We start from the raw sequence: 18,481 nt of genomic DNA, 5'->3' as shown, positions 1-18,481 counted from the left end.
ATTCCAAACTATGAAAACCAAATTGCTTTCAACTTTCATTTTAACAATAGTAATTATTTTATCAAGTTGTAAAAAAGGAACAAACTCAGAATCTACTCTAGAAAAGAAAAAAAACAGTATAAAAAAGCCAAATATCGTCTATATTCTTACAGATCAATGGAGAGGTTCATCTTTAGGTTATGCTGGTAATTCTGATATAAAAACGCCAAATTTAGATGCTTTTGCAAAAGAAGCTGTAAATTTTACAAATGCAGTTTCTGTAACACCAGTTTGTACACCTCATAGAGCAGCTTTATTTACAGGTAAATTTCCTACCACAACAGGAATGTTTTTAAATGATATTCATCTACCTGCTGAAGAACTAACAATGGCAGAAATCTTTAAGAAAGAAGGCTACAATACTGCTTACTGGGGTAAATGGCATTTAGATGGTCATGGGCGCTCAACTTATATTCCAAAAGAAAGAAGGCAAGGTTTCGATTTTTGGAGAGCTTTAGAATGTTCTCATAATTACACAAAAATGCCTTATTATGATAATGAAAACACAACTTTAAAACACTGGAAAAAGTACTCGCCTTTTGCAATTGCAGAAGATGCAAATACCTATTTAGAAAAGCATGCTAAGGATGAAAATCCGTTTTTAGCTGTAATTTCTATTGCAACACCACATTATCCACATGGTTCTGCACCTAAGAAATATAAAGATATGTATCCTCCAGAATCGTTAACATTGAATCCTAATATTTCAGAGAATTTTAAAGAAAGAGCACGTAAAGAATTACAAGGGTATTATGCACATGCAACTGCTACAGACAAAGCTATTGGTACTATTATCAATAAAATAAAAGAATTAGATTTATTAGAGAATACCATTATTGTGTTTTCTGCAGATCATGGAGAAATGATGGGTGCACATGGTGTAAAACCTTTTGTAAAACAATTGGCTTGGGACGAATCTATTCGAGTTCCTTTTTTAATCAGCTATCCAAAAATAAATAGCAATAAAGGAAAAATTGTAAATGCACCATTAACCACTCCAGATATTTTACCATCTCTACTAGGTTTAACTAATAGTGATATTCTAAATGAAATTGAAGGAGAAAACTTAGCAGCATTAATCCAAAATCCTGACCCAAATGCAGATAGAGCTGCTTTGGTAATGAATGTTGCACCTTTTGGAGCGAATTATAAAGATGAACCTTATAGAGGAATTAGAACCAAGCAATACACTTATGCAGTTACTCCAAAAGGGCCAAGTATGTTTTACGATAATATAAAAGATCCTTATCAGCAAAATAATTTACTAGGCAAATCAGCATTTGCAGCAATTCAAAAAGATTTAGATACTAAATTACAAAAGCAACTTCAAAAAATTGGAGATGAAGTAAAACCAAGAGCATATTACATGGAAAAATGGGGTTATACTTTTGATAATAAACGAAGAGCTATAAATTGGTGGAGTTGGAAAGATGGAAAAGGTAAAGTTCAATCTCCAAAACCTTTAAATTATTAAACATCTACTCTTTTAAAAATTAAACAACATGTATAAAATTATAGCCTTATTGCTAGTAATATTCAGTTTTTCATCAATTTATGCTCAAAAAGAAAAACCGAACGTTTTAATATTTTATGTTGATGATTTAAGGGCTGAATTAGGTTGTTATGGCAGTGAAACTGCAATTACGCCTAATATTGATAAATTAGCAGCAGATGGAGTGCAATTTAACAAAGCCTATGTACAACAAGCAATTTGCGCACCTTCTAGAATGAGTACCTTAACAGGTTTACGTCCAGAAACTTTAGGCATTTATAGTATTTTTACTCCACTTCGTAAAGTGCATAAAGAGGTGGTTACTTTGCCTCAACTTTTTAATAAAAATGGATATAAGACCATTAGTATTGGTAAGGTGTATCATCATAGTTCTGATGATAAAAAAGAATGGACAACTTACTTTGCAAAAGAAGCTAACAGTTATGTAAAACCAGAAAACATTGCATTAATGAAGCGTTTAAAAGCAGAAGGAGTAAAACCATTAAAAGGTCCTGCGTATGAAGATGCAGAGGTTACAGATGAAGCTTATAAAGATGGTAGAGCCTCTAAATATGCAATTGAAACCTTACATAAAGTAAAAAACGATCCGTTTTTAATGTTTGTTGGATTAAGTAAGCCTCACCTGCCCTTCAATGCACCAAAAAAATATTGGGACTTATACAATAAAAACGATTTTAAAATTCCATCTAGAGAGAAACCAGAAGGCATGTATCGTTTAGCGTTAAGCAAATGGGGAGAATTAAAGGGTTATTATGGTATTCCTAAAAAAGGAGATTTAAATGATGAATTGACAAGAACATTAATTCACGGTTACCACGCTTCTGTTAGTTATATCGATGCTCAAGTGGGTAAAGTGATGCAAACTTTAGAAGATTTGGATTTACGAAAAAACACTATCGTTATTTTTATGAGCGATCATGGGTATAAAATTGGCGAATATGGTACTTGGTGTAAACACTCTAATGTAGAAATTGATGTTAGAGTCCCTTTAATTATTAGTAGAGAAAACAATTTTAAAAAAAGAAAAACCAATAAGGTTTCTAATGCTTTAGTAGAAAATGTAGATATTTTTCAGACTTTAGTAGATATATGCAATTTAAAAAACGCGCCTATTACTGAAGGTAAAAGTATAGTTTCTGTTTTAAATAATCCAAAAAAGAAATGGGAAAAAGCTGCAGCATATAGCGTTTATGCTAGAGGAAAAAAAATAATGGGTGTTACAACTACAGATGGAAAATGGAGATACACAGAATGGAGAAATTCTATTACAAACCAAAATTTAGGAACAGAATTGTATCAACATAAAAACAGTGTATTGTCTTTTGTAAATCTTTCTGGAAACAAAAAATATGAAAAAGTTGAACAAAGAATGAAAATACTTTTAGAAACTAAATTCCCAAGGAACAAACCTTTTTTGCAGAATGATGAACCTAGAAAGTAAAAAACATCCCCTTAAATTATCAATTTGGCATATAAAGATGTTAAAAAACTTTTAGCTACCCTATTTCAGATTTTTTTTTGTTGAATCCATCCTAAATTTACGACACTTAAAAGTACGTAATATGGTAGACTTAATTAAACTAGATCCAAGCTCAGCTGCTCCAAAATACTTGCAGATTATCGATGCAATAATTTACAACATTTCTGTTGGTAATATTAAAGTTGGTGATAAAATTCCTTCAATTAATAAATTGAGTCAAAATACTTATTTATCAAGAGACACTGTAGAAAGAGCTTATAGCGTTTTAAAAAAAAGAAAAGTAGTAGTTTCTGTTCATGGAAAAGGAACTTATATCGTAGAAACAGAATCAATTTCTAAACCAAAAATTTTATTCTTTGTAGATAGATTGAGTCCATACAAAATGAAAATCTATAATTCATTTTTAAAAAAAATAGACAATAGTGCTAAAGTAGATTTACAAAGTTATCATTGTGATGAAACACTGTTTTTAGAATTAATGGAAAAACATGAATCATCTTATGATTATTATGTAATAACCCCACATTTTAGAACCCAAAACTTATCACACATTAGCACTACAAAAAAAGTAACGAAAGTAATTAAAAGATTACCAAAAGAAAATTTAATTTTATTAGACAATAGCGATCATAAAATAGATGGAGATTTTAATGAAATATATCAAGATTATAAAAATGATATTGTAACAGCTTTACATCAAGGAGCACAAAAGCTATCAAAATACAATTCACTAACTATTGTATATCCTAAGAAATCTTTTTACCCCTACCCTAAAAGTATATTAGAAGGTTTTAAAAAATACAGTATCCAAAATAATTTGAAATTTAAAATTATTGAAGAGGTAACTTCTAAAACAATAATAACCCCTAAAAACATTTTTATAACACTAGAAGACAATGATTTAGTAAAGATTGTAAATAAAATAAAAAGCAGTAAATATGAGTTAGGTAAAAATGTTGGTGTAATTTCCTATAACGATAGTCCTCTAAAACAATTATTAGGTATTACTGCAATGACAACTAATATCTCTTCTATGGGAGAACAAGCTGCAAATATCATTTTACAAAAGAAAAAAGAAAAAAGAAAAATTCCTATTCATTTAATTAATAGAGCTTCTATATAAATAACGATTTTAAAATTCATACAAAAAGAAGGAAGTCTATTACAGTCTTCCCTTTTTTATACTAACAAAGCTTCCAATTAAAATGTATTTTTTACCTTAGGACAGATTTTTTAACCTAAAACTGTAAATAGGTTTTTTTAATGAAACGAAAATTATTTTTATTAGTATTTATATTCGCTACAAATTTTCTGTTTGCTCAAATAAATAACTTAAACTTTAGAAATATTACCATTTCTGATGGTTTATCTAATAACACTATAACATCTATAAAAGAAGATAAGTTTGGACAAATTTGGATTGGCACAAGCAATGGATTGAATAAATATAATAGTAAGGAATTTACGATTTACAGAAATGTACCTAAAGATAAATACAGCATAAGTAATAGTGAAATAAATGATATACTTGTAGATAGAGATGGATATGTTTGGGTAGGAACCATAAACGGTTTAAATAGATACGACCCAAAAAACGATGTATCTAAAAGATTTTACAGAAGATCTAATAAGTTTTCATTAACTAACAGTTTAATTATTTGTAGTCTAGAAATGCCTAAAGGTAATATTTGGTTTGGCACGGCAAATGGTGTTTCCATATATAACAAAAAGAAAGGCAGGTTTAAAAGGTTTTTACAAGGAAAACCTAATCAGAAAAAAAGATCAATACAACATATTTATCGTGATTCTAAAAACAGAACCTGGTTAGCTTCTAATAATGGTCTTATAAAAGTAATTCTAGATAAAAATAAAAAATTTGTTGTAAAAGAATATAAACTAAAACAAGAACGAGCAAATTTTAACATTAACAGTATTATAGAAATAAAACCAGACCTTATTGGATTGGGTACTAAATTTGATGGCTTTCTATATTTTAATACTAAAACAGAAAAGTTTGTTAGACCCCAAAAAATAGACATCCCTGAAAACTTAGATATCCGAGATTTAGAATTTGATAACGATAGAAATTTATGGCTGGCTACAACTAACGGAATTTTTATTGTTACTTCAGAAAATAAAACAATTTCTGTAAAAGATAACGATAGAGAAAATAATGGTGCAATTAAAAATTTTATCAGAAAAATCTATAAAGATAAAAATGGTTTAATATGGATTGGTACTCAAAACCGTGGGATAATTACTTGGGATAAATCGTATCAAAACTTTTTACATCTTAAGAACCCTAATTTACACAACAATATTACCAATGCTATTGTATCAGATTCTAATAATAATATTTATTTTGCTACAGAAGGTGGTGTTGTAAATCTTTTAAACAAAGAACAACAGGTTTCTGAATTTTTTAAAATAAATAGCCAAAATAAAAGTATTAACACTCCCATTAAATCATTGTATTTCGATGACTCAGATGTCTTATTTATGGGTACACAAAACAAAGGAATTATCACTTATGATGTAATTTCTAAAATTATACGTAAAAATATTATTTCTAAAGAGTTGAATAAACTATTAGAAAATGTAATTATTTACGACATCAAAAAAGATTCTAAAAACAATCTATTTATAGGAACTTTTAGCAAAGGACTTATAATTTACAATTTAATTACTAAAAAAATAGAATCATTTACTAGACCCCAAATTGCTACAAACATTATTAAAAACATATGCATAAATAAAGAAGACAACGTATTAATTGGTGGTCTTGGAGGTGTTTCTACAATTAATTTCGATAAAAATAGAATTCCAAAAATTACCAATTATTTTAAAGAAAAAATTTTTACAACCTATAATGTAAGTTCGGTATTTACAGATTCTAATAACATTAATTGGGTGGGTACAACAACAAGGGGTTTATATCGTATTGAAGGAGAAAAAGTGCAACAAGTTACAATCGCTAATCGTAATAAATTTTCTACAGTAAACTCTATTTTAGAAGATAACGAAAGAAATTTATGGATAAGTACAGACAGAGGTATTATTCAATACAATATAAAAACGGCTAAAAGTTTCTTATACAATCAAAATAATATTATTGCAAATAATAGTTTTAGACAAGGTTCTGGTTTAAATATAGACAATCAATTCTATTTCGGACATCTTAATGGTATTACTACATTTAATCCTAAAAAAATTATTAAAGTAAAAAAAGTACCCAAAGTAATATTATCTGAGTTAAAAATAAAAAATAAAAAAGTTGCTATTAATGCTGATGATGGAATACTCTCTAAAAGTTTAAAATATACTGATGTTTTAAAATTAGATCATACCAACTCTAATTTTTCTATAACTTACGCACTTCCTAATTATATAAACTCCACAGGTAATCGATATACATACCGCTTAAAAGGTTTAGATGATGCTTGGACGTCGACAAATCAAACAGAAGCTTTTTTTACACTTCAAAGTGCAGGTAGTTATGAGTTTCAGGTAAAAGCCGCAAATCATGACAATGTATGGAATAACAAAATTGCAAAAATTAAGATTATAGTTAGCCCTGCACCTTGGAAAACTTGGTGGGCTTATACTATTTATTTCTTTTTACTTTTTGGTGTTTTTTATGGGTTTATTTGGTTTATACAAACCAAATCAAGATTAAAAAATAAGTTAGACTTAGAGTATATTGCCCACAAAAAGAATGAAGAACTAAATCAGGTAAAACTTCAATTTTTTACCAATATTTCTCACGAATTTAGAACTCCCTTAACCCTAATTATTGCACCTCTTCAAAATATACTATCTAATTATACTGGTTCTAGTGAAATCTACAAAAAATTAAAAATTATTGAAAGTAGCACCAATCATCTTTTAAGATTAATCAATAGATTAATGGATTTTAGAAAGCTAGAAAGTAATCAATTTCAATTAAAAGCCGCAGAAGGTAATATTGTTAAGTTTTTACAAGAAATTTATTTATCGTTTACAGAACATGCAAAAGATGGAAATTACAACTATAAATTTTTAAAATCAGAAGAAGAAATTTTAGTGTATTATGATCGATATAAATTAGAACGTGTTTTTTATAATTTGATATCAAATGCATTTAGATACACAAAAAAAGGTGGAAATATTTTTGTAAAAATAAAACAAGAAAATGAACAAGTTATAATAGAAATTGAAGACTCTGGTGTAGGAATATCAGAAGAATATAAAGATAAAATTTTTGATCGTTTTTTTGAAGTTGCTGTTCATAAACAAACCGAAGCCAATCATTTAAAAGGTACTGGTATTGGTCTTTCTATTGCTAAGAATATAGTTAAGCTTCATCATGGTCATATCTCTGTAGAAAACATAAAACCTCATGGAGCAAAATTTTTAGTATCGCTAAAATTAGGTAAAGCACATCTTTCTGAAAAAGAAATTTTAAAAAACTTTAAGAAAAGTGATGATGTATCTCAATATGTTACACAAATAGATTTACCAGAAGTAGAAATTAAAGAACTAGATGATTTAATTTTAAACGAAAAAAAATATACGATTCTTATTGTTGAAGATAATGTGGTATTAGGATCTTTTATTAAAGAAATTTTAAAAGAAAAGTATAATGTTTTACAAGCAGAAAACGGAGAAGTAGCATTTAATATGGCCCTTAAACACTTACCAGATTTAATAGTAAGTGATGTAATAATGCCTAAAATGGTGGGTACAGAATTGTGTTCTAAAATAAAAACAACCATAGCAACTAGTCATATTCCTGTAATTTTATTAACCTCTAGATCTTCATTAATCTATAAATTCGAAGGTTTAGAAAGTGGCGCTGACGATTATATTACAAAACCTTTTATTTTAAAAGAATTCAAATTAAAAATTAAAAATATTTTAGATTCCAAACAAAGTTTAAAAAATAAATTTATTTCAGATAGTAGGTTAGAATCTTTAGATGCTTCTTTACCTTCTTTAGATCAAAAGTTACTAGAAAAAGCATTTCAAATTGTAAAAGACAATATTTCTAATCAAGATTTTAATATTACTCAATTTTCAGAAGATCTTGGTGTAAGTCGTTCAATGCTTTTTACAAAAATAAAGGCTTGGGCAAATGCAACTCCAAAAGATTTTATTCAAGAAATACGTTTAAGCCATGCAGCAAAACTTTTAGAATTAAATAAACTCAATATTTCTGAAGTCAGTTACAAAGTTGGCTTTAAAAGACCAAAATATTTTAGTCAATGTTTCAAGAAAAAATATGGTTTAACTCCAACAGAATTTTCAAATAAATTTACGAGTAGTAAAAAGGACTAAATTTTGTAGTTTTTTAGATTTTAAAAAAAAATCAGACAGGACACAACAGGATTATTTTAAGTGGGTTAATAGTTAAGTTTGTTTAAATCACAATAACTATAAACAAGCTAATGAAAAACAATACTACACTTTTTTTTTTAGTTGCATTTTTTGCGATTACAAATACCCATAAACTCAGAGCACAAGCACCAAATTGGAACAACTCTAAATGGATTTGGAACACAGAAGCAAGTTCTAATAACAGTTGGTCAGTATTCAGAAAAACCTTTTTTTTAAATGATCTTTCTTTTAACAAAGCAATGGCAAATATTGCTGTAGATAGTAAATTTTGGCTATATATTAATGGAGAAATGGTTGTTTTTGAAGGTGGTGTAGCAAGGGGCCCTAGTCAAGCAGGTGAATGGAAACGTAAAGAAAAAATAACTCCTGCCAATACTTGGTACGAAAAAATAGATATTAAGCCTTATCTTAAAAAAGGAAAAAACACAATTGCTATTTTAGCTTGGTATTGGGGTAGAGAAACTCATAAAGGTACACATATAGATAGTGGTAAGGCTGGCTTACTATTTTCTGCAAATATTGGAAATAAAATAATAATTTCAGACGATAGCTGGAAAGCTAAAGCTCACGATGGTTATGCTTCCGAAGGCTGTGTAGCAAGCAAATCTTTAGTACAATTTAATGTAAAATACAATGCAAATAATAATCTTTTAGATTGGTCTAAAAATGCATGGTATACAGAAAGTTACAATGACAAAAATTGGAATTCTGCATCAGTTTTAGCTAACGCAGGTGATGCTCCTTGGTTTAATTTGATAGAAAATTATGTACCTAGATTAATCAATCATGGATTAAAAAATTATGTAAATAACAATCAGTTGCAATTGCCTTATGTTAGCAAAGGAGAAACTATAGTTTGCAAATTACCTTTTAATATGCAAATTACACCATATTTGGAAGTAGAATCAGAACAAGGACAAGTAATTCATATTACAACAGACAATCGTTTAAATAAAATTTCTGCAGAATATACTACAAAATCTGGCCAGCAAAGTTTTGAGAGTTTTTCTTGGATGAATGGTCACGAAATTAAATATACCATTCCAAAAGGGGTAACTGTAAAAGCATTGAAATATCGTTGGATGAGTGTAGGAAAAATGGCAGGAAGTTTTATAACTAATGATCCTTTTTATCAACGTTTATGGGAAATGGGAAACAATACTTTATTTGTTTGTGCTAGAGATAATTTTATGGACTGCCCAGATAGAGAACGTGCTCATTGGATTGGTGATGTGGCAGACCAAGCAGGTTATCTTTTTTATACTATGGATAATGCAGGGCGTCAGCTATTAAAAAAATCAATTTACACTACTATTAATTTTAGTGAAGATGGAGTTTTAGGCGCATTAGGTCCTTTAAGAAATAGAGAGTTAGTAGGGCAAAGCCTTCAATTTATCGCCCAAACAGTTTGGTTATATTATTTAAATACCGGTGATAAAAAAACACTAGAAGATACCTATCCTTATATAAAAAATTATTTATCTCTATTCCAAATGAAAGCAAATGGTTTACCTGAATACCGAAAAAGAAAAAGTCCAGACTCTTGGGATTGGGTAGATTGGGGTGTAAAAGAAACCGTAGACAAAGAACCTATTCAAGTAGCTTTTTATTATATGGCTTTAGGTAAATCTAAAGAAATGGCAAAAGTTTTGGGTGAAAAAGAAGATGTAAATTGGTATGAAAATAGACTTAAATCTATAAAAGCCAATTTTGACAAAGTTTTCTGGAAAAATGGTTTTTATAGTTCAGATTCATTAAAATTTAAAGACGATAGAGCTAATGGAATCGCTATTTTATCAGGTGTTGCAAATGAAAAACACCACGATGCAATTATTAAAAATGTATTAATTCCTAATCGTTTTAGTAGTCCACATTTCGAGTGGATGGTAGAAGAAGCCATGTGTGTTGCTGGAAACTACAAAGCCGCACTTTCTAGAATGAAAGACCAGTATGAAAGTCAGGTGAATAATAAAAAAATAACAACACTTTATGAGATGTTTCCAAAAGGTGGTAGTTACAATCATGCTTGGAATGGGGCAAATACTGTACTTTCTAAGTACATTGCTGGTATTCAACCTACAAAAGCGGCTTGGAGTGAGTTTGAAATCTTACCCAACCTAGCACATTTAAACTCGTTGAGTAAAGTAATACCTACTGTAAAAGGTAATATTACAATTGATATTAAAAAAGGAAAAGACAGTTTTAATATTAAAGTAAACGCTCCTAAAAAAACACATGCCATTATCGGTATCCCAAAAACGTATAAAACGATTTCTAAAATCACCTTAAATGGAGAAATCTTTTGGAAAAAAGGAAAAGCTAAAAAAAATAAAAATGCTTTTATAATAACTCAAAATGAAAAGTATATAAAAGTTAAGGTTTCTTCAGGAGTTTATAAAGTTGAGGCTTCCTATTAACATAAAATGAACTTTACAATGACTAAAACCAAACAAATACAACTTTTAATTTTAAGTTGTTTTTTTGCTATAATAAATACCATTAGTGCCCAACGTGTAGAAACCAATTTCAACAACAATTGGAACTTTATTCTAGAAGACAACCCAGCATTTTCAAATGAAATTTATGATGCTTCCTCTTGGAAAAACTTAAACGTTCCTCACGATTGGTCCTTTGAAAAAGGAGTTCGTAAAGGAGGAGATCAAGGTCAAGGTGGAGGTTATCACGATGGTGGAATTGGTTGGTATAGAAAACATTTTAACATTAAAAAAGAAAGCCTTTCTAAAATTACCTATATCAATTTTGATGGAGTGTATATGAATAGTGAGGTTTGGATAAATGGAAATCATTTAGGCAAAAGACCTTATGGCTATATCAGTTTTAGATATGATATTTCAAAATACCTAAAAGAAGGAAAAAATACCATCGCTGTTAGAGTTGATAATAGTTTAGAGCCTTCTGCACGTTGGTATCATCCTTGTGGAATTTACGCTCCTGTAAAATTAATTGAAGTGAATCCAACGCATTTTAAACCCAATTCAATTTTTATAAAAACACCTTCAATTTCAGCAGAAGAAGCAACAGTCAGTATTGATGCAGAAATCAATGGAAAACTAAAAGGATTAAAATATGATGTAAATATATTTTCTCCCTCAGGAAAGCAAATCAATAAAAGTTCTGATAAGTTAAAAACAACAACTCCAGTTGTAAAATTAGAAGTTAAAAACCCAAAACTTTGGAGTCCAGAAACACCAAATGTTTACAAAGCAGTCACTCAAATTCTAGATGGCAAAAAAGTAATTGATGAAATCGAAACTACTTTCGGATTCAAAACTGTAAAATGGGAAACCAAAACCGGTTTTTGGCTAAATGGCGAAAACATAAAACTAAAAGGAGTTTGCGAACACTGGGAGGGTGGTCCTGTTGGAGGCGCTTGGACAAAGCCAATGTTACGTTGGAAATTACAGAGTTTAAAAGATATGGGCATCAACGCTATTCGACCATCTCACAACCCAACTCCGCCAATGTTTTATGATATCTGTGACGAAATTGGTTTGTTGGTAATGGATGAGATTTTTGATGGTTGGCATAAAAAAGCACCGCAAGATTATGGTAAACAAGCTTTTGATGAATGGTGGCAACGTGATGTTACAGAGTGGATTACTAGAGATAGAAATCATCCAAGTATTTTTGTATGGAGTTTAGGTAATGAAACACATAGCCCAATTGGACCAGAATTGGTGAAGTTTGGAAGGCGTTTAGACCCAACTCGTTTATTTACTTCAGGAGCAGGAAATCCTGAAGATATGGATATTACTGGTGTAAATGGTGGTTCTGAAACAAAATCCTTTATAGAAAGCAGAACTTTTGAGAAACCTTTTATTTCTACAGAAGCGCCACATACTTGGCAAACTAGAGGCTATTACAGAACACAAACTTGGTGGAGAGATAACGAATTACCAGGAACATATGAACTACCAAATTTAACTGAAAAAGAAATTTTCTTTTACGAAGGTATCAATCCTAAAAATTGGAGAAACAGAAAACAAAGTTTCAATTCGTCTTATGACAATGCAACTGTAAGAGTTTCTGCAAGAAAATATTGGGAAGTTATGCGAGATCATCCTTGGCATAGTGGTCATTTTAGATGGACAGGTTTCGATTATTATGGAGAAGCAGGTTTGGTGCATGGTGGTTTACCTTTCAACTTATTTATGGGTGGCGCTTTAGATGTAGCAGGATTCAAAAAAGACTTGTTTTATTTCTACCAAAGTCAATGGACAACAGAACCAATGATTCATATGTTACCACATTGGTCGCATCCAAGAATGGAAAAAGGTACTGTAATTCCTGTTTGGGTGTATTCTAATGCAGAGGAAGTAGAATTGTTTTTAAACGGAAAATCATTAGGAAAAGACAAACCAGGAACTGTTTGGAACGAAATGCAATGCGAATGGATGGTGCCTTATCAAGAAGGAAAATTGGAAGCTGTTGCATATATCGATGGTAAAGAAGTTAAAAGAACTTCGTTTAACACAAGCAAGCAGCCATCAAAACTAAAAACAAGTCTTCAAAAATTAGACGCAGAAGATAGTTTTGAAGCCAGTTATATCATCACTTCAGAAAGTTTAGATGCAAACGATAATTTATATCCTTATGGAGAAAATAAAGTTTACTACAATATTCAAGGTGATGTAAATAAGATTTCTATGGAAAATGGAAATCCTATTGACCCAACAAGCAGAACAAAATCAGATTTTAGAGCTTTGTTTTTTGGGAAATCAAGATTGTTTTTAAGAGAGCGACCTAATGCAAAAAATGCAACTATAATTACAGCTTCAATTTTAGGAGATAAGGCTTTATTTCTTTCTAATAAAATAACCATAGCAACCCAACAATTTGATGTAATTGGTGAATCAAAATCATCAGACTTAGAAGTTTTTTATACCATAAATGGCGATAATCCTGAAACAAATGGAATCGTTTACAAAGGTGCTTTTGAAATTGAAGACAATACCACTGTAAAAGCCATTGTAAAACAGAATGGTGAAATTGTATTAAACATGGAGGAAACTTTTGGGAAAAACGAAGGGTTATTTTGGGGTGATGAACACTCTAAAGATATGTGGATTGGTAGAGGTGTGAATATTTCTGCTGAAGAAGGAATTTTAAAAGGAAACGCAACTGCTAGTAGAGCTGCAAGACGTTTTAAAGGAACTGGTTTTGTAGATTTTAAAGGCAAAGAAGGTTCTGTGGAGTTTTATCAAGAAAATGATGGTGAAGCTGGCGATTACAGTATTCGTTTTAGATACATGCACAATAATATTGGAAAGTTACATCCAATGAAATTGTTTGTAAATGATGAATACATTAGAACCTTAGAATTTAAAGCAACAGGTGGTTGGGAAAAATCTTGGAAGTTTGTGCCTACAATTATTAGATTAAAAGCAGGGGCAAATAGTGTACGATTAGAAACCACAGGACAAAGTGGTCCTTATTTAGATGAGCTGTTTATCGATTAATTAATAATTATTAGAGTAGTTTTATGAAGAATAAATTAGCATTTTGTAAAAAATTGATTCTTGTACTTTTAATAAGTACATATGGTTGTTCAATCACCCAAAACAATACTAATAGAGTTTCTAACATAGATTATGAAAGTTTAGAAACTCAAAAATCACTTATTAAAAAAGGTGATAAACAGTCTGTAGAAAATTATCATAAACTATTAGCTAAAGCAGATAACCTTTTAAAGGTTGATGGTTTTTCTGTAACAAAAAAAACAGGTATTCCTCCAAGTAAAAATAAACACGATTATATGAGTATTGGTCCATATTGGTGGCCAAATCCTAAAACAGAAAATGGCTTGCCATATATTAGAAAAGATGGAGAAATTAATCCAGAAACAAGGAATAATTTCACAGATTTCGTTGAGAAAAAGAATTTTATTTCAGCTGTAAAAACGTTAAAAGATGTATTCTTTTATAGTGATGATAAAAAATACGCTAACAAAAATTTAGAGTTCATCAATACTTGGTTTTTAAACGAAAACACTAAAATGAATCCTAATGTGAATTTTGGGCAATATGTTCCTGGTAAATCAGAAGGTAGGTGTTTTGGAATTATTGAATTTGATGGTCTTATAGAGGTTGTAGAGTTTCTTGAATTAGCTAAATATAAAGGCGTACTTGATAAACAAACAGAAGAAGGTATGATTAACTGGTTTACAGATTATAGCAATTGGTTAAAAAACAGCAAATTAGGAATAGAAGAATCTACAAGAAAAAACAATCATGCTACTCATTATGATGTACAGTTATTAAGTATTTTAATGTATCTAAATAGAACTGAAGAAGTAAAAGAATATTTATCTACAATAACAAAAGCAAGAATTTTTAGTCAAATAAAACCAGATGGGAGACAACCTTTAGAGCTGAAAAGAACAAAATCTTTTTCTTATTCAGTAATGAACTTACACGGATTTTTACAATTGGCACAAATAGGACAAAAAGTAGGTGTAAATCTTTGGGATGTTTCTTCAAAAGATGGCAGAAGCATAAAAAAAGGCTATGAATTTATGTTGCCTTTTTTAACTAATGAAAAAAAGTGGCCATACAAACAAATTAAAGACAAAAAACCTTCTGAAGAAAAATTAATAGCAGATTTAAAAAAGGCTCGTAAACTATTTAAAGAAGATGCTTTTGATAATACCCTAGAAAAATTGAATCAAAATTAATGAAGAATTTAGGTTACATCTTGTTAATAATGCTTTGCTTTTGTTTCAGTAATTGTAATGAAAAGAAAAAGGAACGCCAAAATTTAACACTAGAAGAAGGTTTTAAAAATCCGCCACAAGCATCAAAACCCAGAACGTGGTATCACATCAATAGCGGAAATGCTTCTAAAGAAGGCTTTACCAAAGATTTAAAAGCCATAAAAGAAGCTGGTATTGGTGGTGTTTTGGTGTTTAATGTATCTATGGGATTACCAGAAGGCGATGTAAAATACAACTCACAAGAACACAGAGATATTTTAACCCACGCAGCTAAAGAATGTGAAAAATTAGGCTTGAGTTTTGGAGTGCATAATTGTGATGGTTGGACGTCTAGTGGAGGACCTTGGGTAACCCCAGAAAACGCAATGAAAGTTGTGGTGAATAGTCAAGTTATTACAGAAGGAGGTAAACAAATACAGCTAAAATTACCACAACCACCAACAAGACATAATTTTTATAAAGATATTGCTGTAGTTGCGTATCCGTCTTTAAAAACCGAATTGATAGATAATAGTGTAAACCCTGTTATAACTTCATCAGATAAAGCATTTAAAACAGCTTTAGCAACAGACCACCAAACCAATACACATGCCGATTTAAAAGCAAAAGGTTGGGTGCAATATGATTATGGAAAACCACACACAATTCGTTCTATGTCTGTGTTTATCAACAAACGAAAAGGGCGTTTAAAATTATTAAAATCAGATGATGGTGTTAATTTTACTTTGGCTCACAAACCCAACGAAGAACGTATTGGGAAAGACGAATGTTATTTTGAAGAGCATTTTAAACCTATTACAGCGCGTTATTTTAGAATCGTAACAGAATTAGATACAGGAATTTACGAAATGCAACTTTCTGCAAATCAAACTTTAGGAAATAAGTTAGAATTTACATCTTACAGAAAACGTAGAAGATCTATTGGAAATCCTGATAAAAGTACATACATCAAAAAAGAAGATATTATTGTTTTAACTGATAAAATGAATAGTGATGGTGTGTTAAATGCAAAATTACCAAAAGGAAATTGGACCATTATGCGTTTTGGTTTTACAGCTTCTGGGGCAACAAATGAGCCTGCATCTGATGAAGGTACAGGGCTTGAAGTGGATAAATTCAGTAAAAAAGCCTTGAAAATTCATTACGATGCTTTTGTTGGAAAATTGGTAAAGCAAGCAAAAATTGATGCACCAAACGCCTTACAATATGTAGAAATCGATAGTTATGAAGTGGGACCACAAAACTGGACTGACGATATGGAGCAAATCTTTGAAAAAAGATTTGGGTACGATTTTACGCCGTTTTTATTAATGTATGCAGGTAAATACATAGAAAACAACGAAACAATTGAAGCTGTTTTTTGGGATATGAAACAATTGGTAAGTGACTTAATGGTGACCAATTATTTTGATTATTTTACAGAATTATGTCATCAAGATGGTTTAATTTCTTACATAGAACCTTACGGATTTGTGGGGCCTTTTAACAGTTTAGATGCAGGTAGAAGTGCGGATATTCCTATGGGTGAATTTTGGTTAGGAAAACCGAATAACCATAAACGTGCAGCTGTATCTGCTGGTCATATTTATGGTAAAAATGTAATTTCTGCGGAAGCTTTTACAAGTACTAAATTAAATTGGGGATTTCATCCAGCTTTAGCCAAACAAAAAGGCGATTACGAATGGACTAATGGCATCAACGAATATATGTTTCATCGTTTTGCGCATCAATCCAATACGCACGTAAAACCAGGAATGAGCATGAGTTTTGTGGGTTCTCACATTGATAGAACTCAAACTTGGTGGGACAATGCAGGACCTGAATGGTTCAATTATTTGGCTAGAGGTTCGTATCTATTACGTCAAGGAAATCCTGTGTTAGATGTATTGGTTTTTGTGGGTGATAGAGCACCAAGTCATGTGATACACGCCAACCAAATGCGACCTAAATTGCCAGCTGCATATAAGTACGATTGTCTAAATGCTGATGTAATTATCAATCGTTTAAAAGTTGAAAATGGAAAATTAAAATTACCAAATGGCATTACGTATAATGCTCTGTCTTTGCAGAGAAATGATATCATCAATTTAGAAACGCTAAGAGGCATACATAAACTGTCGCAACAGGGTGCATTAATTGTAGGTAAAAAACCAAAAAAACTAGGTGGTTATAACACTTCCAAAGAAATGAAAGCTGAATTTGACACACTTGTAAAAGAAATTTGGTCAAATAAAAAAACATACAGCTCTGGTGAATGGGAACAAATATTGAAAGAAAATGAAATTCAGAAAGATCTAATTGTTGAAGGACAACCAGATTTTAATTTTTACCACAGACGAACCCAAAACGAAGATATTTACTTTGTGTACAATCATAATTTAACAGAAAAGGAAGTACTAAACTGTAGCTTTTTAGTAGAAGGTAAAGTACCTGAATTATGGAATGCAGAAACAGGTGAGATTACCAAATTGGTAGAATATAGTAACAAAAATGGACGAACAGAGATCTCAATTCCGCTAAATCCACAGGAATCCGTTTTTGTAGTGTTTAAAGAAGCAAAAAATAAACGACCAAAAGTAGCTTATGAACAAACTAATAATTTACCAAAACCTGAATTTAGTATAGATGATACTGATAATTTACAAATGCAGGTCTCTACAAATGGAAATTATACAGCCTTGGTAAATGATACTGAAAAATGGAATGTTACAGTGAATGATATTCCAAATCCTATTGAAATTAAAGGCAATTGGGAAATCAATTTTAGAGCAGAAGACTTTTATAAAACTACTTTGCAAACAGATGAATTATTTGATTGGACAACAAGCAAAGTAGATGAAATTAAACATTATTCTGGTACAGCAATCTATAAAACAACATTCAATATAGAAAAAGATATGTTGCAATCCGATAGACAATTTCAAATTAATTTAGGCAAAGTAAATGTAATTGCTAAAGTAATTGTAAACGGAAAAGATGTTGGGGTAAGTTGGATAGCTCCTCACGCTTTAAATGTAACGACAGCTTTAAAAGCAGGAGAAAATACTTTAGAAATTCAAGTTACCAACCAATGGACTAATCGTTTAATTGGTGATGAAAAATTACCCAACCAAACTGGTTATGACGTTAGAAGAGGAAAGCCTGGTTTTGGCGATTCAGAATTTAGAGGTAAGTTTAAAAAAATGCCAAAGTGGTTTAGAGAGAATCAACCACTTCCAGAAGGATCTCGTAAAACATTTAGTGCGTATTCATTCCAAAAAGCAAAGGACGACTTATTGCCTTCAGGTTTATTAGGACCTGTTACGATATCGATATCAAAAATTATAAAAAGAAAATAACG

8 protein-coding genes are annotated in these 18,481 nt (G+C 30.5%); all 8 read left to right on the top strand.

Annotated features, from left to right (window positions below):
• Positions 1-10 precede the first annotated feature (10 nt).
• Positions 11-1,513: a sulfatase family protein gene (locus ACW9UN_RS00575; protein ID WP_459483048.1), complete on the top strand. Its 1,503-nt coding sequence runs from the start codon at positions 11-13 to the stop codon at positions 1,511-1,513.
• A 28-nt stretch (positions 1,514-1,541) separates the two neighbouring features.
• The gene (locus ACW9UN_RS00570; RefSeq protein WP_459483047.1) at positions 1,542-2,993 is read left to right on the top strand and encodes a sulfatase; all 1,452 of its coding nucleotides are present in this window, start codon (positions 1,542-1,544) and stop codon (positions 2,991-2,993) included.
• 121 nt (positions 2,994-3,114) lie between these two features.
• The gene (locus ACW9UN_RS00565; RefSeq protein WP_459483046.1) at positions 3,115-4,155 is read left to right on the top strand and encodes a GntR family transcriptional regulator; all 1,041 of its coding nucleotides are present in this window, start codon (positions 3,115-3,117) and stop codon (positions 4,153-4,155) included.
• Between the two features lie 140 nt (positions 4,156-4,295).
• Entirely contained in the window at positions 4,296-8,348 is a 4,053-nt protein-coding gene (locus ACW9UN_RS00560; protein ID WP_459483045.1) for a hybrid sensor histidine kinase/response regulator transcription factor, read from the top strand.
• 110 nt (positions 8,349-8,458) lie between these two features.
• Positions 8,459-10,825 (top strand): alpha-L-rhamnosidase-related protein, encoded by a 2,367-nt coding sequence (locus tag ACW9UN_RS00555; RefSeq protein WP_459483044.1) that lies wholly within the window; start codon positions 8,459-8,461, stop codon positions 10,823-10,825.
• Positions 10,826-10,843: 18 nt separating this feature from the next.
• The gene (locus ACW9UN_RS00550; protein WP_459483043.1) at positions 10,844-13,888 is read left to right on the top strand and encodes a glycoside hydrolase family 2 TIM barrel-domain containing protein; all 3,045 of its coding nucleotides are present in this window, start codon (positions 10,844-10,846) and stop codon (positions 13,886-13,888) included.
• 23 nt (positions 13,889-13,911) lie between these two features.
• Positions 13,912-15,102, top strand: coding sequence for an alginate lyase family protein (locus tag ACW9UN_RS00545; RefSeq protein ID WP_459483042.1), 1,191 nt, complete (start codon positions 13,912-13,914; stop codon positions 15,100-15,102).
• A gap of 29 nt (positions 15,103-15,131) precedes the next feature.
• Positions 15,132-18,479 carry a glycosyl hydrolase gene (locus ACW9UN_RS00540; protein ID WP_459483041.1) on the top strand — a complete coding sequence of 1,116 codons (3,348 nt, stop codon included), beginning with the start codon at positions 15,132-15,134 and terminating at the stop codon, positions 18,477-18,479.
• Positions 18,480-18,481 lie beyond the last annotated feature (2 nt).

It is taken from the genome of Polaribacter litoreus (assembly GCF_054584775.1).
The sequence above is the reverse complement of the archived record's forward strand: the minus strand, read 5'-3'. Positions and strand labels throughout refer to the sequence as shown.